Genomic DNA, 24749 nt, shown 5'->3' on the forward strand with positions numbered 1-24749 from the left:
GGCGGGATAATATGATGAAATTAAAATTTTATTTAGTATACCTTTGGTATAAAGTATTGCTGAAATTAGGAATTAAGACCGATGAAATTTATTATATTGGTGGAAGTGAAGCGTTGCCACCACCGTTAACAAAAGAAGAAGAGGAAGTTCTTTTGAATAAATTGCCAAAAGGAGATCAGGCAGCAAGGTCATTACTTATTGAACGTAACTTAAGGCTCGTTGTATATATAGCAAGAAAGTTTGAAAATACAGGGATAAATATTGAAGATTTGATTAGTATAGGAACAATCGGCCTTATTAAAGCGGTAAATACATTTAATCCAGAAAAGAAAATAAAATTAGCAACATATGCATCGCGTTGTATAGAAAATGAAATTTTAATGCATTTACGTCGAAATAACAAAAATCGTTCGGAAGTTTCTTTTGATGAACCACTAAACATTGATTGGGATGGGAATGAACTGTTATTGTCTGACGTGTTAGGTACAGATGATGATATTATTACAAAAGATTTAGAAGCTACTGTAGATCGTCACCTTTTAATGAAAGCATTACACCAATTAAATGATCGTGAAAAACAAATTATGGAACTTCGGTTTGGGCTTGCTGGAGGAGAGGAAAAGACGCAAAAAGATGTGGCTGATATGCTTGGGATTTCACAGTCATACATTTCGCGTTTAGAAAAAAGAATTATAAAAAGATTACGAAAAGAATTTAATAAAATGGTGTAAAGAATAAGACCAGCCGTTATGTAGGCTGGTCTTATTCTATTTAGTTGTATTAGGAAAGATAATTTAAATAACAAATCGTGAAAAAACCACATGCATAAAATCCCCTTCAAAGGAAATACTTTACACTGTACAGCAACTCCCGATAGGAGGGAACACTTTGACGAGAAACAAAGTAGAAATTTGCGGTGTTGATACAGCTAAACTTCCAGTATTAAAAAATGAAGAGATGCGTAAATTATTTCGTGAAATGCAAAGTGGAGAGATAAGCGCAAGAGAAAAATTAGTGAATGGAAACTTACGTCTTGTACTGAGCGTCATCCAAAGATTTAATAACAGAGGAGAATATGTTGACGATTTATTTCAAGTTGGTTGCATCGGACTTATGAAATCAATTGATAATTTTGATTTAGGCCAAAATGTAAAATTTTCAACGTATGCTGTGCCGATGATTATTGGGGAAATACGCAGATATTTGCGTGATAATAATCCGATTCGCGTATCGCGCTCATTGCGAGATATTGCGTATAAAGCTTTGCAAGTAAGAGAAAAGTTGATTGCAGAAAATTCAAAAGAACCAACAGCAATGGATATTGCAAAAGTGCTAGAAGTAACTCATGAAGAGATAGTATTTGCTTTAGATGCAATTCAAGATCCAGTTTCATTATTTGAACCGATTTATAATGATGGGGGAGATCCTATCTTTGTTATGGATCAGTTAAGTGATGAAAAACAAAAGGACGAGCAGTGGGTTGAAGAATTAGCATTGAAAGAAGGAATGAAGCGTTTAAATGATAGAGAGAAAATGATTATTAGAAAACGTTTCTTCCAAGGAAAGACACAGATGGAAGTTGCAGAAGAAATTGGGATTTCCCAAGCGCAAGTATCACGTTTAGAGAAGTCAGCCATTAAACAAATGAATAAAACGATTCAAGGATAAGGTCTCACCAATTATGGTGAGACCTTTTTATATGTAATATGGTTTGTGCTCATAGTAGGGGATTTGTGTTCATATAATGAAACTAGCATGGTGTTTCGTGTAGGTGGCTTCCTGTAAATATGAGAAACAGTTTCCAATTTGTCATATAAGGGAGAGGATAAAAATGGTGATACGAATTTCAGAGTTACAGATGAAGGATGTTATAAATATTTCAGATGGAAAAAGGATTGGGAATATTGGAGATATTGAAATTGATATGAACACAGGGAAAATTTGTTCTGTTATTATTTCAAAACAGACACGTATGCTAGGTATTTTTGGAAAAGATGTTGAGATTGTAATTCCTTGGAAGGAAATTGTGAAAATTGGGGAAGATGTCATACTTGTAAGAGTAAATCCTGTTAATTCTGTAACAGAATCAATACAAACACCGACAATTTCATAAAGAATATTACAAATTCCTCTTTTTTTTCTGTTAGGATTATGAAAAAATAAAAGTATGGTAAAATAGACAGGAAGTACCATGCTTTTTTCTGTTATTTTAATTAAAAGGAGCCGCTTTATTATGAGAGAACCATTTAAATATGTGGACGGTATACTGTATTTACAAGCGTGGAAAGAACTTGGAAACATTACTGCTGGATTTACGACAAAAGATGGTGGGATAAGTACGGGCTCCTTTCATGCGATGAATTTAGGATTACATGTGAATGATATCGTGGAGAACGTTCATGAAAACAGACGCATTTTAGCAAATAAGTTACAAAAACCATTAGAAAATTGGATTTGCTCTGAACAAGTTCATGCTCATCATGTTGAAAAAGTAGGGCAACAGGAAAAGGGAAGTGGTGTCTATTCATATGAGGACGGCATTTCAAAAACAGATGGCATTTATACGAGTAATGAAGATGTTCTGTTAACGTCTTGTTACGCGGATTGTGTTCCGCTCTATTTTTATGCACCATCACATGGTATGATAGGACTTGCGCATGCTGGATGGAAAGGCACTGTACAAGAGATTGCAAAGGAAATGATTCAAAAGTGGAATGCAGAAGGTATTTCAAGTGATGAAATTCATGTTGCAATTGGGCCGTCGATCGGATCTTGTTGTTATGTTGTGGATGATCGTGTATTAACAGCAGCACAGGAAGTAGTTAGGGGTGCTGTTCCTCATCAAAAAATTTCTGACGGGCAGTACGCAATTAATTTAAAAGAAATTAATCGTATATTATGTGTACAAGCAGGCATAAAAGAAGAGCATATTGTAATGTCATCTCTTTGTACAAGCTGTGAAGAGCAACTATTTTTCTCTCATCGTCGTGATCAAGGTAAGACAGGAAGAATGTTGAGTTTCATAGGTTTTAAGGAGGAAGAAAGCAAGTGACAGTACAAGAAAATTTAGAAATTGTAAACGAAGCTATTAAAGAATCTTGCGCTCGAGCTGGACGTTCGTTGCAAGATATTAAACTTGTTGCAGTTACAAAAACTGTAGGGATTGAAAAAACAAATGAAGTAATTGAAGCTGGAGTTATCGATTTAGGTGAAAATAGAAATGAAGGTTTCTTACAGAAATACGAGCATTTCGGTTCAAAAGTTAATTGGCACTTTATTGGCTCATTACAAACGAGAAAAGTAAAAGAAATCATTAATGAAATTGATTATTTACATTCGTTAGATCGTCTTTCACTGGCGAAAGAAATTCAGAAACGTGCTGATAAGAAAGTGAAATGCTTTATTCAAGTGAAAACCTCATCTGAAGAATCGAAGCAAGGATTGGCAATAGAAGAGGTTGTTTCTTTTATTCAAAGTTTGCAAGAATTCGATAAAATTGAAGTGGTTGGACTAATGACGATGGCTCCATTTACAGAAGAAGAGGAAGAAATCAGACGCTGTTTTAAGGAATTACGTATGCTGCAAACAGAGGTGCAGGAGCTAGAGTTATTACATGCGCCATGTAAAGAATTATCAATGGGAATGTCCAACGATTACAAGATTGCAATTGAAGAAGGGGCTACATATATTCGTTTGGGAACGATTTTAGTAGGAAAAGCGTAAAAGGAAGGAGAATCTTATTATGAGTTGGTCAAAAGTAAAATACTTTTTTTTTGATACACCGGAAGAAAAAGAAGCAGCTCAATATGGTTATGAAAAGGAGCAAACAGACATGAAAAAGCAGCAAGATCCACCAGAACAACAAGACGTTACGTTTCCGAAAGCGCAACCGAAGCAAAATGTTGTGAGTATTGAAACAGCAAAACAATCTTCAAAAGTTGTTTTATTAGAACCACGCACATATTCGGAAGCACAAGGGATTGCGGACCACTTAAAAGGTAGACGAGCTGTTGTAATTAATTTGCAGAGAATGTCTACTGATCAAGCGGTACGTATCGTTGACTTTTTAAGTGGTACTGTATACGCTATAGGCGGGGACATTCAAAAAATAGGGCCGAAAACATTTATGTGTACACCTGAAAATGTAGATATTGTTGGTGCGATTTCAGAGTTATTCGGTGAAGAAGAAGAAACAAATATAAAGAGGTGGTAATACGCCATGACAACAGTTTTTATAGTGTTAAGTTATGCTATCGAGATTTACTCGTGGGCACTTATTATTTACATTCTCCTATCATGGTTTCCTGGTGCAAAGGAATCATCTTTTGGAGAGTTCCTGGCACGTATTTGTGAACCGTATTTAGAACCATTCCGCCGCTTTATTCCGCCGCTTGGAATGATTGATATTTCTCCAATCGTTGCAATCTTTGCGTTGAAACTTGCTAAAACTGGTTTGTTCAGTTTATTAAGCTATTTCTTATAGTAAGAAGGTAAATACATGAGCATCTACGAACATTTTAGGCCTGATGAGGAGGTCTTTGTGGATAAAGTGCTAGAGTGGAAGCGAGCGGCGGAGTACCATCAAGTGAAGTTAACGGATTTTCTTGATCCTAGGCAACAACAAATTGTTTCTATGGTAATAGGACAAGGTGATGTTGCTGTGCAATTTGGTGGTGCAACGCCTAATGCAGAGCGTAAAAGAGCACTTATTTATCCAGACTATCTAGAATTAAATGAAGAAGAATTTCAAGTAGAAGTATTAGAAATTGACTATCCTTCCAAGTTTTATACGCTAGAACATAGGCAAATATTAGGTACATTTATGTCTCTTGGTTTAACAAGAGAAAAATGTGGTGATATTTTGCTGCAAGAAAATCGTGCCCAAATTGTAGTTGCGAAAGAAATTGTATCGTATATTGAGATGAACTTACAATCAATAGGGAAAGTAAAAGTCTCTTTAGCGTCAGTGCAAGGAGAACAAATTCTACAGATACATGAAACGTGGGGAGAGAAATCTGGAACGGTTTCTTCACTTCGTTTAGATGTTATGTTAGCTGAAATGTTACATTTATCTAGACAGAAAGTACAACCTTTCATAAAAAATGGTTTAGTAAAAGTCAATTGGAAAACAGTGGAGCAAACTTCTTATGAATGTTATCCAGGAGATGTTTTTTCTGTTAGAGGATATGGCCGAAGTAAATTATTTTCTGTAGAAGGTAGAACAAAACGCGACAAATGGAGAATTTTGTATGGTATACTAAAATGATTGGTTTTTTAGAAGGAAATCCTCCTATTTTGTCGAAGAAAAGATATAATTGAAAGAGGAAATTTAGATAACTACTTGGAGGTGGCGTTGTGCCGTTAACACCATTAGATATTCATAACAAAGAATTTGGTCGCGGATTCCGTGGCTATGATGAAGATCAAGTAAATGAGTTTCTTGATCAAATTATCAAAGATTATGAATTGGTCATTCGTGAGAAAAAAGCTTTAGAAGAAAAAGTTGCGCAGTTAGAAGGGAAGTTAGATCATTTCTCTAATATTGAAGATACGTTAAACAAATCTATCGTTGTTGCACAAGAAGCAGCGGAAGAAGTAAAACGTAATGCGCAAAAAGAAGCGAAATTAATTGTGCGTGAAGCTGAAAAGAATGCTGATCGTATTATTAACGAAGCATTAGTAAAATCAAGAAAAGTTGCTTTTGATATTGAAGAGCTAAAGAAACAAGCGAAAGTATTCCGAACTCGTTTCCGTATGTTATTAGAAACACAGCTTGAGATGTTAAACAACGATGATTGGGATAAACTAATTGAATTAGAAGACGAAGTAGATGAACTGTTGAAAAAAGAAGAAACAGTGTAAGCTTGACGTTTTTCTCATTATTACATATAATTTTAAACAACATATTTATTAAGAAAAACGAAGATAGGGATAAGTACCTTTTCAAACCTTATATAGCGAACTGAGGATGGTGTAAGCTCAGGATAAGGAGATAGTGGGAATATCACCCTGGAGTTCCGCGCTGAACAAATAGAGTAAGCGTAGGCGTGTATTCGCGTTAAGAATATAAAGAGGATTCTATACATATGTATAGAATCTACTAGGGTGGTACCGCGGGAGACTTTCTCGTCCCTTTTGGGGATGAGAAAGTCTCTTTTTTATTCCGTTTTTTAAGTATTTCTTTTATACATGTAAGGAGGAATTGAGCATGGAGTACAAAAATACATTACTGATGCCAAAAACAGAGTTCCCAATGCGTGGGAATTTACCAAAACGTGAGCCTGCAATGCAAGAAAAATGGGCTGAAATGAATATTTACGAAAAAGTACAAGAACATACAAAAGGTCGTCCTTTATTTGTATTGCATGATGGACCTCCATATGCGAATGGTGACATTCATATGGGACATGCATTAAATAAAGTATTAAAAGACTTTATTGTTCGTTATAAATCAATGACTGGTTTTAGTGCGCCATATGTTCCGGGATGGGATACGCACGGTTTACCAATTGAACAAGCTTTAACAAATAAAGGTGTAAAACGTAAAGAAATGACAGTTGCTGAGTTCCGTAAGTTATGTGCAGAGTATGCATATGAACAAGTAGAACGTCAACGTGAGCAATTTAAGCGTCTAGGTGTACGTGCAGATTGGGATAATCCATATATTACTTTAGAGCCAGCTTATGAAGCACAACAAATTAAAGTGTTTGGTGACATGGCGAAAAAAGGTTATATCTATAAAGGTCAAAAACCAGTTTACTGGTCTCCAACGAGTGAATCTGCTTTAGCAGAAGCTGAAATTGAATATCAAGATAAAAAATCAGCATCTATTTACGTAGCATTCCCTGTAAAAGATGGAAAGAACGTATTAGAAGGTGATGAAAAGTACATCATTTGGACAACAACACCTTGGACATTACCTGCAAACTTAGGTATTTCTGTTCATCCAGAGCTTGAATATAGCATTGTAAAAGTAAATGATGAGAAATATATCATTGCTTCTGAGCTGTTTGAGACAGTTGCAAAAACGTTAGAGTGGGAAAATGCTGAAGTTGTGAAAACAGTAAAAGGTAGCGAACTTGAGTATACAGTTGCAAAACATCCATTCTACGATCGTGATTCATTAGTTATGCTAGGAGATCACGTAACAACAGATGCAGGTACAGGTTGTGTTCATACAGCACCAGGACACGGGGAAGATGACTTCGTTGTTGGTAAAAAGTATGGATTAGAAGTACTTTGCCCAGTCGATGATAAAGGTGTATTAACAAATGAGGCACCTGGATTTGAAGGCTTATTCTATGATAAAGCTAACAAACCAATTACAGAAAAATTAGAAGAAGTAGGCGCGTTACTGAAACTAACATTCATTACACATTCATACCCACATGATTGGAGAACGAAAAAACCAATTATTTTCCGTGCGACAGCACAGTGGTTTGCATCTATTGAAGCATTCCGTAAAGAATTAATAGAAGCTGTAGCAGAAACAAAATGGGTACCAGCATGGGGAGAAACTCGTCTTCATAATATGGTTCGTGACCGTGGTGACTGGTGTATTTCTCGTCAGCGTGCATGGGGTGTGCCAATTCCGGTATTCTATGCTGAGAATGGTGATCCAATTATTACGGATGAAACAATTAACCATGTAGCAGATTTATTCCGTGAACACGGTTCTAACGTATGGTTCGAGCGTGAAGCGAAAGATCTATTACCAGAAGGATTTACACATCCAGGTAGTCCAAATGGTGAATTCCGTAAAGAAACAGACATCATGGATGTATGGTTCGATTCAGGTTCTTCTCACCAAGCGGTATTAGAAGAGCGCGAAGATTTACAGCGTCCAGCTGATTTATATTTAGAAGGATCTGACCAGTATCGTGGTTGGTTTAACTCTTCATTATCAACAGCAGTTGCTGTAACAGGTAAAGCTCCATATAAAGGCGTACTAAGCCACGGTTTCGTACTAGATGGTGAAGGACGTAAAATGAGTAAGTCGATTGGAAACATCGTCGTACCGAAGAAAATCATGGATCAATTAGGCGGAGACATTTTACGCTTATGGGTATCTTCTGTTGACTATCAATCTGACGTACGTATTTCAGATGATATTTTAAAACAAGTAGCAGAAGTGTATCGTAAAATCCGTAACACATTCCGTTTCTTATTAGGAAACTTAGACGACTTTAAGCCAAGTGAAAATGCAGTAGCTGTAGCTGAACTTCGTGAAGTAGATCGTTACATGTTAGTAAAATTAAATGACTTAATTACAAAAGTTAAAGAAGCATATGAGACATACGATTTCGCTGCTGTGTATCATGCAATTCATAACTTCTGTACAATTGATTTAAGTTCATTCTACTTAGACTTTGCAAAAGACATCTTATACATTGAAGGTGCAAACCACGAAGATCGTCGTGCAATTCAAACTGTATTATATGATGTTCTTGTTGCGTTAACGAAACTTGTAACACCAATCTTACCGCACACAGCTGATGAAGTATGGCCATATATTCCAGGCGTAACAGAAGAAAGTGTACAATTAACTGATATGCCAGAAGCTGTACAATTAGATGACGCGGAAGCGTTAAAAACAAAATGGGATGCATTTATGACATTACGTGATGACGTGTTAAAAGCACTAGAAGTAGCTCGTAATGAAAAAGTAATCGGTAAGTCATTAAATGCAAGCATTACGCTATATCCAACTGCAGAAATGAAAGCTATGTTAGAGTCTATTAGCGAAGACTTAAAGCAATTATTCATCGTTTCTGAGTATAAACTTGGTGGTATGATGGATGAAGCGCCAGCAGATGCACCGAAGTATGAACATACAGCGGTTGTTGTTGTTCAAGCAACTGGTGAAACATGTGAACGTTGTTGGGTAGTTTCAGAAACAATTGGTAAAGATGCTGAACATGAAACATTATGTGAGCGTTGTGCAACAGTTGTTAAAGAAAACTATGTAAAATAATAAAAAACTGACTGCTATTGATGCGGTCAGTTTTTTTGTTGATGGTATATCAAGATCACTTTCAGACTCTTTCCTGTGAAGGAAAAATGTGTGTGAGGTAAGCAAATAAATTTCGGACACACTAACTGTACATTACAGCTAGGAGGAATGTACACGTGAATGAAATTTACATGGAAATAAAAGAAGAATTGCAATTGATGAGAAAAGAGTTGCAAGAGAGACTAGCTAAAGAAGTAATGCACAAATATGATGTCGAGTTCAGCCAAGAGCTTGGATATGAAATTAAGGAAGAGATAAAGAAAAAATTGCTATTACATGATATAAAAGAGGATTTAAAGGATGTAGAACGCGCATTATTTAAAATGGAAATAGACATGTATGGTATTTGTGAAGAGACGGGGAGATTAATTTCCACAAAGCAAATGAAGACAATGCCGACTGCCCGTACGATTCATGAATTCTTCTACGAAAAGGTAAATGTATGAATACGCACAACGATATTATATTACCTTTTTTAATTTATTTTATTCTTCTATAAAGGTTCATTGTGAAAAGGTAGCAGCTATGCTAAAATTTTGAGGTACACTGTCTTTGTGGGGGAAATGAAAATGATATATTATGTAATAGCGTTATTCGTCATTGCTATCGATCAAATATCGAAGTGGTTAATTGTAAAGAACATGGAATTGGGTACGAGTATTCCGATTATCGACAATGTATTATACATAACATCACATCGAAATAGAGGCGCTGCTTGGGGTATTTTAGAAAATAAAATGTGGTTCTTCTACATTATTACAGTTGTTTTTGTAGTGTTTATTGTATTTTATATGAAAAAGTATGCGAAAACAGACAAGCTTCTAGGTATTTCGTTAAGCCTAATTTTGGGCGGGGCAATTGGTAACTTTATTGATCGTGTATTTAGACAAGAAGTAGTGGATTTCATTCACGTGTATATTTTCTCGTACAACTATCCAGTATTCAATATAGCTGATTCAGCATTATGTATTGGTGTTGTATTAATTATTATTCAAACATTATTAGAAGGCAAGAAAGCGAAGGAGTAATTGAATGAGTGAAGTAGTACAAGTAACAGTTGCAGCAGAGCAAAAAAACGAGCGAATTGATAAATTCGTTGCAGGGATAAATAACGAATGGTCACGTACGCAAGTGCAGCAATGGATTAAAGATGACGTTGTGACAGTAAACGGAAAAGCGGTAAAAGGGAATTATAAAGTAAAAGAAGAAGATGAAATTACAGTAACAATTCCTGAACCAGAAGAGTTAGATATTCAACCAGAGGATTTAAATTTAGAAATTTATTATGAAGATGCAGATGTGCTTGTTGTAAATAAGCCACGTGGTATGGTTGTACATCCAGCACCAGGGCATACAAGTGGTACACTTGTAAACGGCCTTATGCACCATTGTACAGACTTATCAGGCATTAACGGTGTAATGCGTCCAGGTATCGTGCATCGTATTGATAAAGATACATCTGGACTATTAATGGTTGCTAAAAATGATATGGCACATGAATCGCTTGTAAATCAGCTTGTAGCAAAAACAGTAACGAGACGTTACAAAGCGATTGTACACGGTGTGATTCCGCATGATAAGGGAACGATTGATGCTCCGATTGCTCGTGATAAGAAAGAGCGTCAAAGTATGACAGTTGATGAAAATGGTAAGAACGCTGTTACGCACTTCCAAGTGTTAGAACGCTTTAAAGACTTTACGCTTGTAGAATGTCGCTTAGAAACGGGACGTACGCACCAAATTCGTGTTCATATGAAATATATTGGCTATCCACTTGCAGGAGATCCGAAGTATGGTCCGAAGAAAACGTTAGATATGAATGGACAAGCACTTCATGCGGGTATTTTAGGCTTTGATCATCCTCGTACTGGTGAATATATTCAGTTTGAGGCACCGATTCCAGAAGTGTTTGAAGACGTATTAAATATTTTACGAAAATAGTATTGACAAATCATAAGAAAACTGAGATACTGACAACAGTTAAATAATGATCCTTTAACACAGCCCCGTGAGGTTGAGAAGGTAACGGTTTGAAATACTTAGGGTATGTTGTACCCTTTTTTCAAAAGTCCTCTCGCACACGCTGAGAGGACTTTTTTTATACCATTACTCTCACGCAAGAAAAAAGCTTGGAGGTGTAGAGCATGCAAGAGAAAGCTGTCGTTTTAGATGACCAAATGATTCGCCGCGCTTTAACACGAATTAGTCATGAAATCGTGGAACGAAATAAAGGTGTCGATAATTGTGTTCTTGTCGGAATTAAAACTCGTGGAATTTTTATTGCACAACGTTTGGCAGAACGAATTGGTCAAATTGAAGGAAAAGAAATGGAAGTTGGAGAGTTAGACATTACGTTATATCGTGATGATTTAACACTACAATCGAAAAATAAAGAACCACTTGTAAAAGGTTCTGATATCCCTGTAGATATTACGAAGAAGAAAGTTATCCTTGTGGATGACGTATTATATACAGGAAGAACAGTTCGAGCAGCAATGGATGCTCTTATGGATTTAGGTAGACCATCTCAAATCCAATTGGCGGTTCTTGTTGATAGAGGTCATCGCGAATTACCAATTCGCGCTGATTATGTAGGGAAGAACATTCCAACATCAAGTGAAGAGCGTATCGAAGTTGATTTGCAAGAGACAGATCAACAAGATCGAGTAAGCATATACGATAAGTAAAGCCCTTTTAAATGTAGTCCTGTGAGGCTGCCAAAGGGTCTTGGCTTTCATATGTCAAATTTGGCATACGAAAGTGTAGGACTCTTTGTGCACAGGCACAAAGAGTTTTTTTATTGCAAAGATTTAAACTGAAGGAGGATGTAACAATGGAACAAAAGCCAGTGTTAGACGTTAATGAAGTACCGAAACCGGGAAAATGGTTATTTTTAAGTATACAACATTTGTTCGCGATGTTTGGATCAACAGTGCTTGTTCCGTTTTTAACAGGATTGAATCCATCAGTAGCATTAATATCAAGTGGATTAGGAACGTTAGCGTTCCTTCTTATAACGAAAGGTCAAGTACCTGCCTATCTAGGATCATCATTCGCCTTTATCGCACCGATTATAACAGCGAAAACGGCAGGTGGACCGGGAGCAGCAATGCTTGGTGGTTTGCTAGCAGGACTTGTGTACATCTTAATCTCACTCGGAATTAAGAAATCAGGATCAGAGTGGATTATGAAATTACTACCACCAATCGTAGTTGGTCCAGTAGTAATGGTAATCGGTCTAGCTTTAGCACATACAGCAGTTAACATGGCGATGAACGGTGCGGATGGCAAATATAGCTTTACACACTTTTCAGTAGCATTAGTAACATTAGCAATTACAATTATATGCTCGATATTTGGAAAAGGATTTTTCAGTATAATACCAGTGTTACTTGGCATTATCGGCGGATATATCTTCGCTTACTTCCAAGGGCTAGTAGACTTAAAGCCGGTAGCTGAGGCAAAATGGTTTGTTGTACCAGATTTCACAGTACCATTTGTAACATATACACCAGAGTTTTCATGGAAGATTGTACTCTTGATGGTACCAGTTGCACTAGTAACAATATCAGAACATATCGGACATCAAATTGTTCTTGGAAATGTTATTAAAAGAGATTTAATTGAAAAACCAGGTTTACACCGTTCAATCTTCGGTGACGGAGTAGCAACATTAATTGCGTCACTAATCGGTGGGCCACCGAATACAACGTATGGTGAAAACATCGGTGTGCTAGCAATTACGAGAGCATACAGTGTATACTTATTCATCGGTTCAGCAGTATTCGCAATCATGTTCGGGTTTATCGGTAAGATTTCTGCACTGATTCATTCGATCCCAACACCAGTTATGGGTGGTGTATCAATCTTACTATTCGGTGTAATCGCATCAAGCGGATTACGCATGATGGTAGATGATAAAACAGATTTAAGTGACAAACGAAACTTAATGATTGCATCAGTAATATTAGTAATCGGTATTGGTGGAGCGGTACTTCACGTAGGAGAATCATTCCAAGTAGAAGGAATGGCACTAGCAGCAATTGTAGGTGTACTGTTAAATCTACTACTACCGGAAACGAAACAAATAAAACAATCTAAGCAGATTGCTTCATAATAATAACCTTTTAATTCAGTCCTGTGAGACCGGAAAGGGTGGCTTCTTTCTTGCACCCTAGTCTCACATGACTAGGGTATTTTTATGCAAAGGTTGTTATAAAAATTCAAAAGTGGTAACATAAAAATCAGAAAGATGAGGGATGACGATGAGCCATTTGTTAACGATGAGTGAATTATCGGAAGTAGAAATTTCAGAAATCCTAAAAGATGCAGAAGATTTTGCGAATGGAAAAGAGAGCAAAACGACAGAGCAAACTTTTGTTGCGAACTTGTTCTTTGAGAATAGTACGAGAACGAGATTTAGCTTTGAAGTTGCTGAGAAGAGATTAGGACTTGATGTTTTAAACTTTTCAGCTGATGCATCTAGCGTACAAAAAGGAGAAACTTTATACGATACGATAAGAACACTAGAATCAATCGGAACAAAAGCAGTGGTCATCCGCCACGAGCAAGATCGCTACTTCGATGAACTAAAAGATCAGGTGAATATTCCAATCTTAAACGCTGGAGATGGATGCGGAAACCACCCAACGCAGTGCCTACTCGATCTTCTTACAATTAAACAAGAGTTTGGAAGATTTGAAGGTTTGAAGATTGCAATAGTAGGAGATGTTCGTCATAGCCGAGTAGCACGTTCTAATGCAGAAGCATTAACGAAGCTTGGTGCAACAATTTACTTTGCAAGTCCAGAAGAGTGGAAAGATGAAGACAACACATTTGGAACATACAAACCATTAGATGAACTTGTTCCAGAAGTTGATGTAATGATGTTACTACGTGTACAACATGAGCGTCATGATCATTATGAAACAGACATTATGAAAGAATATCATGAGAAACACGGATTAACAGTAGAAAGAGAAAAGCGTATGAAAGAAGGAAGCATTATTATGCATCCAGCTCCTGTAAACCGTGATGTTGAAATTGCAAGTGAACTTGTTGAGTGTGAGCGTTCACGCATATTTAAACAAATGGAAAATGGAGTTTACGTAAGAATGGCTGTACTAAAACGCGCCTTACCAAATGTATTAGGAGGAATGAAACATGAATTATTTGTTTAAAAATGGTCGTTATATGAATGAAGAAGGAAAAATCGTAGCAACGGATCTTCTCGTACAAGACGGTAAAATCGCTAAGGTAGCAGAAAATATTACGGCAGATAATGCTGAAGTAATCGATGTGAACGGAAAGTTAATCGCACCTGGATTAGTAGATGTACACGTACATCTTCGTGAACCAGGTGGTGAACATAAAGAAACAATTGAAACAGGTACACTAGCAGCGGCAAAAGGTGGATTCACTACAATTTGCGCAATGCCAAATACACGCCCGGTACCAGATTGCAGAGAACATATGGAAGACTTGCAAAAACGTATTGAAGAAAAAGCTCATGTTAACGTACTACCATACGGAGCAATTACAGTACGTCAAGCTGGTTCTGAAATGACAGATTTCGAAACATTAAAAGAACTTGGAGCATTTGCTTTCACAGATGACGGCGTAGGCGTACAAGATGCGAGCATGATGTTAGCGGCTATGAAACGTGCAGCAAAATTAGATATGGCAGTAGTTGCGCACTGTGAAGAGAATACGCTTATTAATAAAGGTTGTGTACATGAAGGGAAGTTTTCTGAGAAACACGCATTAAACGGTATCCCATCAGTATGTGAATCTGTACATATTGCAAGGGATATACTGCTTGCTGAAGCAGCAGATTGCCACTATCACGTATGTCATGTAAGTACGAAAGGTTCGGTACGTGTAATCCGTGATGCGAAACGCGCTGGAATTAAAGTAACAGCAGAAGTAACACCGCATCACCTAGTGTTATGTGAAGATGATATCCCATCAGCTGATCCTAACTTTAAAATGAACCCACCGCTTCGTGGAAAAGAAGACCATGCAGCATTAATTGAAGGTTTATTAGATGGAACGATCGATATGATTGCAACTGACCATGCACCGCATACAGCGGAAGAGAAAGCACAAGGAATTGAAAGAGCACCGTTTGGAATTACTGGTTTTGAAACAGCATTCCCGCTTCTATACACAAACCTTGTGAAAAAGGGAGTTATTACGCTAGAACAGTTAATTCAATTCTTAACAGAAAAGCCAGCTGATACATTCGGCTTAGAAGCAGGTCGCCTAAAAGAAGGTAGAGCAGCTGATATTACAATCATTGATTTAGAACAAGAAGAAGAGATTGACCCAACAACATTCTTATCAAAAGGAAAAAATACACCATTCGCAGGTTGGAAATGCCAAGGATGGCCGGTAATGACAATCGTTGGTGGTAAGATCGCATGGCAAAAGGAGAGTGCATTAGTATGAAAAGACAACTTATCTTAGAAGATGGAACAGTATTAATTGGAACAGGTTTCGGAGGCGAAATCGAAAAGTCAGGTGAGGTTGTATTTACAACAGGAATGACTGGATATCAAGAAACATTATCTGATCCATCATATTGCGGTCAAATCGTAACATTCACGTACCCATTAATCGGAAACTACGGCATTAACCGTGACGATTTTGAATCCATTCACCCATCTGTAAATGGTTTAATCGTAAACGAAATTTGTGATCATCCATCAAACTTCCGTAATGAAATTTCGTTAAATGATTACTTGAAAGAAAGAAATATCCCAGGATTAGCAGGGATTGATACGAGAAAATTAACGAGAAAAATTCGTCAATACGGTACATTACGCGGACGCCTTTGTAATATGGATGCAGATGTAGAGTACATTGTAAGTCAATTAAAAGCGACAGTATTTACAGATCATGTAAAACGCGTATCAACGAAAGATCCATACCCAAGCCCAGGTCGTGGTCACCGAGTTGTACTAGTAGACTTCGGTATGAAACATGGTATTTTACGAGAATTAAATAAGCGTGACTGTGATGTAATTGTAGTTCCTTACAACACAACAGCAGAAGAAATTTTACGCCTTAGCCCAGATGGAATTATGTTAAGTAATGGACCTGGAGATCCGAAAGATGTATCAGAAGCAATTGAAATGTTAAAAGACATTATCGGTAAAGTTCCTTTATTCGGAATTTGCCTAGGACATCAATTGTTCGCTCTAGCATCAGGTGCAAATACAAGTAAGTTGAAATTTGGTCACCGTGGTTTAAACCATCCAGTAAAAAATCTTGCAACTGGAAAAGTAGCAATTACATCTCAAAATCACGGATACGCAGTAGAAGAAGAATCAGTTGAAAATACAGATCTTGAAATTACACATGTTGCTTTAAACGATGGAACGGTAGAAGGTCTTCGTCATAAGAAGTTCCCAGCATTTACAGTACAATACCATCCAGAAGCTTCAGCGGGACCAGAAGATGCAAATGATTTATTCGAAGATTTCTTAACAATGATTGAAAACTTCAAGAAAGAAGGGGAAGAGTTATGCCAAAACGCCTAGACATTAACACAATTTTAGTAATCGGATCAGGACCAATTGTAATTGGGCAAGCAGCGGAGTTTGACTACTCTGGTACACAAGCTTGTCAATCTCTTAAAGAGGAAGGTTACAAAGTAATCCTTGTTAACTCTAACCCAGCAACAATTATGACGGATACTGCAACAGCAGATAAAGTATACATCGAGCCATTAACATTAGAATTCGTAAGCCGTATTATTCGTAAAGAACGTCCTGATGCAATCCTACCAACATTAGGTGGTCAAACAGGTTTAAACATGGCTGTTGAACTTGCAAAATCAGGCGTACTTGACGAGTGCGGAGTTGAAATTTTAGGAACAAAATTATCAGCAATCGAGCAAGCGGAAGATCGTGATTTATTCCGTACATTAATGCAAGATTTAAATGAACCAACACCACCAAGTGAAATTATTCATAACCTTGATGAAGCATATGGATTTGTAAATGAAATTGGTTATCCAGTAATCGTTCGACCAGCGTTCACATTAGGAGGAACGGGCGGGGGAATTTGCCATAACGAAGAAGAGCTAATTGAAATCGTAACAAGTGGTTTAAAACATAGTCCAGTAACACAATGTTTATTAGAGAAAAGTATTGCTGGCTGTAAGGAAATTGAATATGAAGTAATGCGTGATTCAAATGATAACGCGATTGTAGTATGTAACATGGAAAACATCGATCCAGTTGGTGTTCACACAGGTGATTCGATTGTAGTAGCACCGAGCCAAACGCTAAGCGACCGTGAATATCAAATGTTACGTAACACTTCATTACGAATTATTCGTGCACTAGGAATTGAAGGTGGATGTAACGTTCAGCTTGCGCTTGATCCATATAGCTTCCAATACTATGTAATCGAAGTAAATCCACGTGTAAGTCGTTCATCTGCACTAGCATCTAAAGCAACTGGATATCCAATTGCGAAATTAGCAGCAAAAATTGCAGTCGGCTTAACGTTAGATGAAATTGTAAACCCAGTAACACAAAAAACTTACGCTTGCTTCGAGCCAGCGTTAGACTATGTTGTTTCAAAAATTCCACGTTGGCCGTTTGATAAGTTTGAATCAGCGAACAGAACGCTTGGAACACAAATGAAAGCAACTGGTGAAGTTATGTCAATCGGACGTAACTTAGAAGAATCATTACTAAAAGCAGTTCGTTCTTTAGAGCTTGGCATTTATCACTTAGAATTAGACCACTTAAAAGAACTTGATAAAGAAACGATGAAAAAACGTATCATTAAAGCGGATGATGAACGACTGTTTATTGTAGCAGAAGCAATTCGCCAAGGTGTAACGAAAGAAGAAATCAATGAATGGTGTGAAATGGACTTCTTCTTCTTACAAAAAGTTGAAAACATCGTAAATATGGAATGTGAAGTAAAAGCGAATGTAGGAAATATAGAAGTACTACAAACTGCAAAAGAAATGGGCTTCAGCGATCACTACATTGCAGCAGCTTGGAACAAAACGGAGCGTGAAATTTACGATATGCGTAAAGAAAATAATATGATGCCAGTATTCAAAATGGTAGATACTTGTGCGGCAGAGTTTGAATCTGCAACGCCATATTACTACAGCACATATGCGGACGAAAATGAATCGATTGTAACAGATCGTAAGAGTGTAGTAGTTCTAGGATCTGGTCCGATCCGAATTGGTCAAGGTGTTGAGTTTGATTACGCAACAGTTCACTCAGTATGGGCAATTAAAGAAGCTGGATATGAAGCAATTATCATTAACAACAACCCAGAAACAGTTTCAACAGACTTCAGTATTTCTGACAAATTATACTTTGAACCATTAACGATTGAAGATGTAATGCACATTATCGATTTAGAAAAACCAGAAGGTGTTATCGTTCAGTTCGGTGGACAAACGGCAATTAACTTAGCAGCGAAACTAGAAGAACACGGTGTGAAAATTTTAGGAACATCACTTGAAGACTTAGACCGTGCAGAAGATCGTGATAAATTCGAAGCTGCTTTAACAAAACTTGGCATCCCGCAACCAGTTGGTAAAACAGCAACGACTGTAGAACAAGCGGTAGCAATCGCAGAAGAAATTGGTTACCCAGTATTAGTAAGACCATCTTACGTACTAGGTGGACGTGCAATGGAAATCGTATATCGTCAAGAAGAACTGCTGCACTACATGAAAAATGCAGTTAAAGTTCATGCAGATCACCCAGTATTAATCGACCGTTACATGGTTGGTAAAGAAATTGAAGTAGATGCAATTTCGGATGGTGAGAATGTATTCATTCCAGGTATTATGGAACATATTGAACGCGCTGGAGTTCACTCTGGTGACTCAATTGGAGTATATCCACCACAAAGTTTATCTGAAAAACTAAAAGAACAAATCATTGAACATACAATTGCACTTGGAAAAGGATTAAACATTGTTGGATTACTAAATATCCAGTTTGTAGTATTCAAAGATCAAGTGTACGTAATTGAAGTAAATCCACGTGCAAGCCGTACAGTACCGTTCTTAAGTAAAATTACAGGCGTACCGATGGCGAATGTTGCAACGAAAGTTATTTTAGGGCAAGACCTAGTAGAGCAAGGATACGGAACTGGCTATCACCCAGAAGAGAAAGAAGTATATGTAAAAGCTCCGGTATTCTCATTCGCGAAACTACGCTCAGTTGATACAACATTAGGACCTGAAATGAAATCAACAGGGGAAGTAATGGGTAAAGACTTAACGCTTGAAAAAGCATTATATAAAGGATTAGTTGCTTCTGGAATTAACATCCCAACGCACGGCTCAGTAATCATTACTGTAGCTGATAAAGATAAAGAAGAAGCGATGGAAATTGCAAAACGTTTCCACGAAATCGGCTATAACTTATTAGCAACAGCTGGAACAGCACAATCATTAGAAGAGCAAAATATCCCAGTACAAGTTGTAAACAAAATTGATTCTGAAGACTACAACTTACTAGATATTATCCGTCAAGGAAAAGCACAGTTTGTAATTAACACATTAACAAAAGGTAAACAACCAGCGCGTGATGGTTTCCGCATTCGCCGTGAATCAGTAGAAAATGGTGTGGCTTGCTTAACATCACTTGATACAACGAGAGCAATCTTACGAGTATTAGAATCTATGACATTCTCAGCTCATTCAATGAAAGAAATTACGCAAACAAAGCGTCACGAGGTGGTACATGCATGATGCAAAAGCAAAATATGATCGTCGTTAATCAAAAAGAAATCGCAAAAAATATTTACGAATTAGTGCTTCAAGGAACGTTAGTACAGCAAATGAACGAACCAGGGCAGTTTGTACACATTAAGGTAGCAGAGGGCATTGCGCCCCTTCTGCGCCGCCCAATTAGTATTTGTAATGTAGATCAAGAGAAGAACGAATTTACAATGCTATATCGTGCCGAAGGACAAGGGACAAAAACATTAGCAACTAGAAAACAAGGTGAAATGGTAGATGTACTAGGACCATTAGGACACGGTTTTCCTGTAGAAGAAGCAGAAGCTGGTCAAACAGCTTTACTAGTAGGCGGGGGAATTGGTGTACCACCACTTTATGAATTATCACAGCGCCTCGTTGCAAAAGGTGTACGTGTTATTCACATCTTAGGCTTTCAAACGAAAGATGTAGTTTTCTATGAAGAAAAATTTGCAGAACTTGGTGATACGTACGTTGCAACAGTAGACGGTACACACGGTACAAAAGGATTTGTCACAGATGTAATTGATAATTACGGAATTGACTTTGATATTCTTTATTCATGTGGTCCGTTAGCGATGCTTCGTGCATTAGAAGGACGTTACAAAGAGAAAAAAGCCTATATTTCATTAGAAGAACGTATGGGCTGTGGTATTGGAGCTTGTTTCGCATGTGTATGCCACTTACAAGAAGATCCAAGTGGACATTCTTACAAGAAGGTGTGTAGCGACGGACCAGTATTTCCAATCGGGGAGGTTGTACTATGAACAGATTGCAAGTTGAATTACCAGGATTATCATTAAAAAATCCAATTATACCGGCATCTGGATGCTTTGGGTTTGGTCGTGAATATGCACAGTTTTACGATTTAAGTGTACTAGGATCAATCATGATTAAAGCGACGACAGAACAACCACGTTATGGAAATCCGACGCCTCGTGTTGCTGAAACACCAGGCGGCATGCTAAATGCAATCGGACTTCAAAACCCGGGATTAGACAAAGTAATGAATTCGGAATTACCATGGTTAGAACAATTTGACCTTCCAATTATTGCGAACGTTGCAGGCTCACAAGCTGAGGATTACGTAGCGGTTGCGAAGGAAATTTCTAAAGCGCCTAATGTCCATGCACTAGAATTAAATATTTCTTGTCCGAACGTAAAAACAGGTGGTATCGCCTTTGGTACAAATCCTGAAATTGCTGCTGATTTAACGAAGCGAGTAAAAGAGGTTTCTGAAGTACCTGTATACGTGAAGTTGTCACCGAACGTGGCAAACATTGTGGAAATTGCAAAAGCGATTGAAAATGCAGGTGCAGATGGTTTAACGATGATTAATACATTGCTTGGTATGCGTCTAGATTTAAAAACAGCTAAACCAATTTTAGCAAACTGTACAGGTGGATTATCAGGTCCTGCGATTAAGCCAGTAGCAATTCGTATGGTACATGAAGTAAGCCAAGCGGTAAACATTCCGATTATCGGAATGGGTGGTATTGAGACAGCGGAAGATGTAATTGAATTCTTCTATGCTGGCGCAAGCGCAGTTGCAGTAGGTACAGCGAACTTTATTGATCCGTTCGTATGTCCGACAATTATTGAAGAGTTACCAGCATTACTAGATGAATTAGGATTTGATCACATTTCGGAATGTCAAGGAAGGAGCTGGAAGCAAACATGTCACAGTCGTTAATCGTTGCATTAGATTTTCCAGGGAAACAAGATGTAGAACAATTCTTGCGCCACTTTGAAGGGGAAGAGTTATTTGTCAAAGTTGGTATGGAGTTATTTTACAAAGAAGGCCCTGCGATTATTACGTACTTAAAAGAAAAAGGGCATAAGATCTTTCTAGATTTAAAACTTCATGATATTCCAAATACGGTAAAAAGCGCTATGCGTAGCCTAGCTAGTCTAGATGTTGATATGGTAAATGTTCATGCTGCTGGGGGAAGCAGTATGATGAAAGCTGCGATTGAGGGATTAGAGGAAGGTAAGCAAGAAGGAAAAGAGAGACCGATTTGTATTGCAGTTACACAACTAACAAGCACTTCGGAAGCTATGATGAAAAAAGAGATCGGCATTGAGAAAACGTTAGAAGAAGCGGTTGCTCATTATGCAAAACTAACGAAAGAAAGTGGACTTGATGGCGTTGTTTGTTCAACACTTGAAGTTCCAAAATTACGTGAAGTATGCGGAAATGAATTTGTAACGGTAACACCGGGGATTCGTCTTGCAAGCGATGATGTAAATGACCAAGTGCGCGTAGCGACACCGAAACGTGCGAGGGAACTTGGCTCAAGCTACATTGTAGTTGGACGTAGTATTACAAAAGCAGAAAATCCGCTTGAAGCGTATAAAACAGTAAAACAACAGTGGGAAGGTGTAACAGTATGAAAAAAGAAATCGCATCGCATTTATTAGAAATTGGAGCAGTATTTTTACAACCGAATGATCCATTCACTTGGTCTTCAGGTATGAAATCGCCAATTTATTGTGATAACCGTTTAACTTTATCTTATCCAAAAGTACGTCAAGCGATTGCAGCTGGATTAGAAGAGTTAATTAAAGAGCACTTCCCAACTGTAGAAATTATTGCAGGAACTGCAACTGCTGGTATTGCGCACGCTGCATGGGTAAGCGATCGTATGGATTTACCAATGTGCTACGTACGTAGTAAAGCAAAAGGTCACGGTAAAGGGAACCAAATCGAAGGAAAAGCTGAAAAAGGTCAAAAAGTCGTAGTAGTAGAAGACTTAATTTCAACTGGCGGTAGTGCAATTACATGTGTAGAAGCACTTCGCGAAGCTGGATGTGAAGTATTAGGGATCGTATCAATCTTCACATACGAGCTTGAAGCAGGAAAAGAAAAACTAGAAGCAGCTAACGTAGCATCATATTCTTTAAGTGATTACAGTACATTAACTGAAGTTGCAGCAGAAAAAGGTATGATTGGACAAGCTGAAACGAAGAAATTACAAGAGTGGCGTAAAAATCCAGCTAACGAAGCTTGGATCACAGCGTAACACGAAAAAAGACGACCGCGGGGGAACGCGGTCGTTTTTTATATCATTGTTAAAACTTCAAGTAAAGTTCCATCAATATCAAAGAAAATCATATTACAATCTCCTTAACTACTTAGCGCTTTCTGCAAGCTCATATCCTCTTAAAAACAATAAAGTCATATAAGAAACAATAAATGAGAAGATGCTGTACATGCCAACCCAAAAGAAAAATTTTGGAGTAAAGGCGATAACACCTATTATTAAAAAACTAGCAAACGTTACAATCGGCATTACGTAATACGTTTTCGTCTTGCGCGTTCCAATAACAGAAACGATAAAGATAAGTAATGGACAAATTAATAAGACGAAAATCAATTCATTCATAGGTATGTCCCCTTTTCTAATTGCAGTAATCTGTTTCTCGTAAACGTTTTGAAATAATTACTCTCCTAATATAATTTCGCTAAGTAATAACGAATCCCTCTTGAAAACTGATAATTCATGATGAATTTTACAAGCAAAAAACGTAAGCAAGAGAACACTTGCTTACGTTATAGGATAAACATCGCAACGATCGTGGTGACAATTAAACCGATAACAACCGGTAAAAAGTTTCGGCGTGCAAGTTCAAATGGATCGACTTTACAAATCGCAGCAGCAGGAATAAGTGCCCAAGGAATTAACGTCCCGCCCCCGGTCCATATAGCTGCAATTTGCCCGAGTGCTGTTAATGTAGCTGTTCCATGGCCAAGTGCTGTTCCAAAAAGATTGGCAATGGAACCAGCAAGTGATATACCTGAAAAACCTGATCCATCTAAGCCGGTAATGACACCAACGATGGTTAATGTCCCTGCCGATACATATTGATTTAAAGGAACAGTTTGAGATAAAGCGATGCCTAAGTCGTTAATGATTCCGTGTGAACCTTTCGGTAAATAGTCCCCGATAATTTTTACAAATCCACTATCTCCTAAATAAAAGAGTGCAGCGATAGGAATAACTGGTCCGAAAATTTTAAAGCCAAATTGGAGCCCTTCTATGAAATAATCGGTCGTTTTATTCAGTCCATTTCCTTTGTAGGCGATGAGGGAAATGATGATAATCATAATAACAGTCGTTCCGCCGATAAGTGCAGTTGCGTCGCTTCCTTGTAATTTAAATTGAATCATGCAAAGGATATCAATGATATATATGATAGGGATACAAATAGCGAGCCATTTTTTTATGCGAGAAGATAATGAAGTGAGCGTTTTAGAAGACTCAGTTGATGGAATAGCTTCTTGTATAGATAAGCCTGTATGAAACTCTTTTCGTAAGAAGAAAAAAGCGACAGAAGTTGTCACAATGCCCATAACGATAACGAGTGGAACACTTGCAGATACGATGCTGGAAACAGGGAGACCAGCCGCGTCTGCAGTTAATTTCGGTGCACCTTGAATAACGAAGTCTCCAGATAAGGCGATGCCGTGTCCAAATAAGTTCATAGCAATTGCAACCCCAATTGGAGGAAGGCCGACACGTACAGCAACCGGTAATAAAATAGCTCCCATTAAGGCGACAGCTGGAGAAGGCCAAAAGAAGAAAGAAATGGTCATCATTAAAAGGCCGATAATCCAGTAGGCGAGTGTAGGTGTACGAATCATTTTTGTAAATGGTGAAATCATCGTATCATTTATGCCAGTATGAACGAGTAAATTGCTCATTGATACGATAATGGAGATGATTAATATAGTTGGTAATAGCTCAGTAATGGCGTAAATGAAACTTTGAAAAATTCCGCTAATGGCAAGAGGGATAGAACTTGTTGCAGTTAATGCTAATAAAAAGATAAAAACGATACAAATGATAGTCGTATCTTTTCGGAGAATAAAAAAGGTAATAATAGTGAGTAAACAAATAATGTAGAGAGCGTGTAATAGCGTTAATTCAACTCCCATAACATTCACATCCTTTAGGCATTCGTGTAGTGTATTGTATG

25 protein-coding genes and 1 other annotated feature are annotated in these 24749 nt (G+C 37.6%); of the genes, 23 read left to right on the top strand and 2 right to left on the bottom strand.

What is annotated here, in order from left to right; translation table 11 throughout:
- The first annotated feature begins 11 nt into the window (after positions 1–11).
- The 23 genes from sigE to pyrE all read left to right on the top strand — a co-directional run bounded on the left by sigE (position 12) and on the right by pyrE (position 22792).
- The gene (gene sigE / locus QCI79_RS21275) at positions 12–731 is read left to right on the top strand and encodes an RNA polymerase sporulation sigma factor SigE (protein ID WP_000976948.1); all 720 of its coding nucleotides are present in this window, start codon (positions 12–14) and stop codon (positions 729–731) included.
- A gap of 157 nt (positions 732–888) precedes the next feature.
- The gene (gene sigG, locus QCI79_RS21280; RefSeq protein WP_000197755.1) at positions 889–1668 is read left to right on the top strand and encodes an RNA polymerase sporulation sigma factor SigG; all 780 of its coding nucleotides are present in this window, start codon (positions 889–891) and stop codon (positions 1666–1668) included.
- Between the two features lie 163 nt (positions 1669–1831).
- Positions 1832–2113: a YlmC/YmxH family sporulation protein gene (locus QCI79_RS21285; protein WP_000236745.1), complete on the top strand. Its 282-nt coding sequence runs from the start codon at positions 1832–1834 to the stop codon at positions 2111–2113.
- Between the two features lie 120 nt (positions 2114–2233).
- Entirely contained in the window at positions 2234–3052 is an 819-nt protein-coding gene (pgeF, locus tag QCI79_RS21290) for a peptidoglycan editing factor PgeF (RefSeq protein ID WP_001209006.1), read from the top strand.
- A complete protein-coding gene (locus tag QCI79_RS21295) occupies positions 3049–3723 on the top strand; it encodes a YggS family pyridoxal phosphate-dependent enzyme (RefSeq protein WP_000218000.1) in 675 nt (224 codons plus the stop codon). Before pgeF ends, QCI79_RS21295 begins: the two co-directional genes overlap by 4 nt.
- 19 nt (positions 3724–3742) lie before the next feature.
- Positions 3743–4213: a cell division protein SepF gene (locus QCI79_RS21300; protein ID WP_000119129.1), complete on the top strand. Its 471-nt coding sequence runs from the start codon at positions 3743–3745 to the stop codon at positions 4211–4213.
- Positions 4214–4219: 6 nt separating this feature from the next.
- Positions 4220–4483: a YggT family protein gene (locus QCI79_RS21305; protein WP_000214233.1), complete on the top strand. Its 264-nt coding sequence runs from the start codon at positions 4220–4222 to the stop codon at positions 4481–4483.
- Between the two features lie 15 nt (positions 4484–4498).
- Positions 4499–5266 carry a YlmH family RNA-binding protein gene (locus QCI79_RS21310; protein ID WP_002098127.1) on the top strand — a complete coding sequence of 256 codons (768 nt, stop codon included), beginning with the start codon at positions 4499–4501 and terminating at the stop codon, positions 5264–5266.
- An 89-nt stretch (positions 5267–5355) separates the two neighbouring features.
- Positions 5356–5862 (top strand): septum site-determining protein DivIVA, encoded by a 507-nt coding sequence (divIVA, locus tag QCI79_RS21315; protein WP_001131611.1) that lies wholly within the window; start codon positions 5356–5358, stop codon positions 5860–5862.
- 51 nt (positions 5863–5913) lie between these two features.
- Positions 5914–6137, top strand: a binding site (T-box leader).
- Positions 6138–6208: 71 nt separating this feature from the next.
- Positions 6209–8974 (top strand): isoleucine--tRNA ligase, encoded by a 2766-nt coding sequence (gene ileS2, locus QCI79_RS21320; protein WP_000455952.1) that lies wholly within the window; start codon positions 6209–6211, stop codon positions 8972–8974.
- Positions 8975–9129: 155 nt separating this feature from the next.
- The gene (locus QCI79_RS21325; RefSeq protein ID WP_001002956.1) at positions 9130–9459 is read left to right on the top strand and encodes a TraR/DksA C4-type zinc finger protein; all 330 of its coding nucleotides are present in this window, start codon (positions 9130–9132) and stop codon (positions 9457–9459) included.
- A gap of 123 nt (positions 9460–9582) precedes the next feature.
- The gene (lspA, locus tag QCI79_RS21330; RefSeq protein WP_000642184.1) at positions 9583–10041 is read left to right on the top strand and encodes a lipoprotein signal peptidase LspA; all 459 of its coding nucleotides are present in this window, start codon (positions 9583–9585) and stop codon (positions 10039–10041) included.
- Positions 10042–10045: 4 nt separating this feature from the next.
- Positions 10046–10954: an RluA family pseudouridine synthase gene (locus tag QCI79_RS21335; protein ID WP_000005830.1), complete on the top strand. Its 909-nt coding sequence runs from the start codon at positions 10046–10048 to the stop codon at positions 10952–10954.
- Positions 10955–11157: 203 nt separating this feature from the next.
- Positions 11158–11700: a bifunctional pyrimidine operon transcriptional regulator/uracil phosphoribosyltransferase gene (gene pyrR / locus QCI79_RS21340; protein WP_001156491.1), complete on the top strand. Its 543-nt coding sequence runs from the start codon at positions 11158–11160 to the stop codon at positions 11698–11700.
- A 146-nt stretch (positions 11701–11846) separates the two neighbouring features.
- Positions 11847–13130, top strand: a complete 1284-nt coding sequence (gene uraA / locus QCI79_RS21345; protein ID WP_000435926.1) for a uracil permease — start codon at positions 11847–11849, stop codon at positions 13128–13130.
- Positions 13131–13278: 148 nt separating this feature from the next.
- Positions 13279–14193: an aspartate carbamoyltransferase gene (gene pyrB, locus QCI79_RS21350; RefSeq protein WP_000018849.1), complete on the top strand. Its 915-nt coding sequence runs from the start codon at positions 13279–13281 to the stop codon at positions 14191–14193.
- The gene (pyrC, locus tag QCI79_RS21355; protein ID WP_001108364.1) at positions 14177–15463 is read left to right on the top strand and encodes a dihydroorotase; all 1287 of its coding nucleotides are present in this window, start codon (positions 14177–14179) and stop codon (positions 15461–15463) included. The genes pyrB and pyrC overlap by 17 nt, the downstream gene beginning before the upstream one ends.
- Complete coding sequence (locus QCI79_RS21360; RefSeq protein ID WP_000828684.1) at positions 15460–16557, top strand: carbamoyl phosphate synthase small subunit; 1098 nt, start codon at positions 15460–15462, stop codon at positions 16555–16557. The genes pyrC and QCI79_RS21360 overlap by 4 nt, the downstream gene beginning before the upstream one ends.
- The gene (gene carB, locus QCI79_RS21365; RefSeq protein WP_001126096.1) at positions 16542–19760 is read left to right on the top strand and encodes a carbamoyl-phosphate synthase large subunit; all 3219 of its coding nucleotides are present in this window, start codon (positions 16542–16544) and stop codon (positions 19758–19760) included. The genes QCI79_RS21360 and carB overlap by 16 nt, the downstream gene beginning before the upstream one ends.
- A complete protein-coding gene (gene pyrK, locus QCI79_RS21370) occupies positions 19757–20536 on the top strand; it encodes a dihydroorotate oxidase B electron transfer subunit (protein ID WP_000983359.1) in 780 nt (259 codons plus the stop codon). Before carB ends, pyrK begins: the two co-directional genes overlap by 4 nt.
- Entirely contained in the window at positions 20533–21462 is a 930-nt protein-coding gene (pyrD, locus tag QCI79_RS21375; protein WP_001081048.1) for a dihydroorotate oxidase B catalytic subunit, read from the top strand. Before pyrK ends, pyrD begins: the two co-directional genes overlap by 4 nt.
- Positions 21447–22163, top strand: a complete 717-nt coding sequence (gene pyrF, locus QCI79_RS21380; RefSeq protein WP_000083496.1) for an orotidine-5'-phosphate decarboxylase — start codon at positions 21447–21449, stop codon at positions 22161–22163. Before pyrD ends, pyrF begins: the two co-directional genes overlap by 16 nt.
- Positions 22160–22792 (top strand): orotate phosphoribosyltransferase, encoded by a 633-nt coding sequence (gene pyrE / locus QCI79_RS21385; protein ID WP_000711441.1) that lies wholly within the window; start codon positions 22160–22162, stop codon positions 22790–22792. The genes pyrF and pyrE overlap by 4 nt, the downstream gene beginning before the upstream one ends.
- 108 nt (positions 22793–22900) lie before the next feature.
- Here pyrE and QCI79_RS21390 read toward each other — a convergent pair whose 3' ends face one another.
- Positions 22901–23155, bottom strand: coding sequence for a YbeF family protein (locus tag QCI79_RS21390; protein WP_001003932.1), 255 nt, complete (start codon positions 23153–23155; stop codon positions 22901–22903).
- A 167-nt stretch (positions 23156–23322) separates the two neighbouring features.
- Positions 23323–24708 carry a hypothetical protein gene (locus QCI79_RS21395; protein ID WP_000537865.1) on the bottom strand — a complete coding sequence of 462 codons (1386 nt, stop codon included), beginning with the start codon at positions 24706–24708 and terminating at the stop codon, positions 23323–23325.
- Positions 24709–24749 lie beyond the last annotated feature (41 nt).

This window comes from Bacillus cereus group sp. MG1 (assembly GCF_040460035.1).
GTDB lineage: Bacteria > Bacillota > Bacilli > Bacillales > Bacillaceae_G > Bacillus_A > Bacillus_A cereus.

Bases quoted from the DNA above. Each gene is read 5' to 3' on its own strand.
- QCI79_RS21360 (WP_000828684.1), top strand. From the start codon at position 15,460: ATGAAAAGACAACTTATCTTAGAAGATGGAACAGTATTAATTGGAACA.
- lspA (WP_000642184.1), top strand. From the start codon at position 9,583: ATGATATATTATGTAATAGCGTTATTCGTCATTGCTATCGATCAAATA.
- carB (WP_001126096.1), top strand. From the start codon at position 16,542: ATGCCAAAACGCCTAGACATTAACACAATTTTAGTAATCGGATCAGGA.
- pyrR (WP_001156491.1), top strand. From the start codon at position 11,158: ATGCAAGAGAAAGCTGTCGTTTTAGATGACCAAATGATTCGCCGCGCT.
- pyrC (WP_001108364.1), top strand. From the start codon at position 14,177: ATGAATTATTTGTTTAAAAATGGTCGTTATATGAATGAAGAAGGAAAA.
- uraA (WP_000435926.1), top strand. From the start codon at position 11,847: ATGGAACAAAAGCCAGTGTTAGACGTTAATGAAGTACCGAAACCGGGA.
- pgeF (WP_001209006.1), top strand. From the start codon at position 2,234: ATGAGAGAACCATTTAAATATGTGGACGGTATACTGTATTTACAAGCG.
- QCI79_RS21390 (WP_001003932.1), bottom strand. From the start codon at position 23,155: ATGAATGAATTGATTTTCGTCTTATTAATTTGTCCATTACTTATCTTT.
- QCI79_RS21305 (WP_000214233.1), top strand. From the start codon at position 4,220: ATGACAACAGTTTTTATAGTGTTAAGTTATGCTATCGAGATTTACTCG.
- pyrF (WP_000083496.1), top strand. From the start codon at position 21,447: ATGTCACAGTCGTTAATCGTTGCATTAGATTTTCCAGGGAAACAAGAT.
- pyrE (WP_000711441.1), top strand. From the start codon at position 22,160: ATGAAAAAAGAAATCGCATCGCATTTATTAGAAATTGGAGCAGTATTT.
- QCI79_RS21300 (WP_000119129.1), top strand. From the start codon at position 3,743: ATGAGTTGGTCAAAAGTAAAATACTTTTTTTTTGATACACCGGAAGAA.
- pyrK (WP_000983359.1), top strand. From the start codon at position 19,757: ATGATGCAAAAGCAAAATATGATCGTCGTTAATCAAAAAGAAATCGCA.
- QCI79_RS21335 (WP_000005830.1), top strand. From the start codon at position 10,046: ATGAGTGAAGTAGTACAAGTAACAGTTGCAGCAGAGCAAAAAAACGAG.
- QCI79_RS21285 (WP_000236745.1), top strand. From the start codon at position 1,832: ATGGTGATACGAATTTCAGAGTTACAGATGAAGGATGTTATAAATATT.
- QCI79_RS21395 (WP_000537865.1), bottom strand. From the start codon at position 24,708: ATGGGAGTTGAATTAACGCTATTACACGCTCTCTACATTATTTGTTTA.
- pyrB (WP_000018849.1), top strand. From the start codon at position 13,279: ATGAGCCATTTGTTAACGATGAGTGAATTATCGGAAGTAGAAATTTCA.
- sigE (WP_000976948.1), top strand. From the start codon at position 12: ATGATGAAATTAAAATTTTATTTAGTATACCTTTGGTATAAAGTATTG.
- QCI79_RS21310 (WP_002098127.1), top strand. From the start codon at position 4,499: ATGAGCATCTACGAACATTTTAGGCCTGATGAGGAGGTCTTTGTGGAT.
- ileS2 (WP_000455952.1), top strand. From the start codon at position 6,209: ATGGAGTACAAAAATACATTACTGATGCCAAAAACAGAGTTCCCAATG.
- pyrD (WP_001081048.1), top strand. From the start codon at position 20,533: ATGAACAGATTGCAAGTTGAATTACCAGGATTATCATTAAAAAATCCA.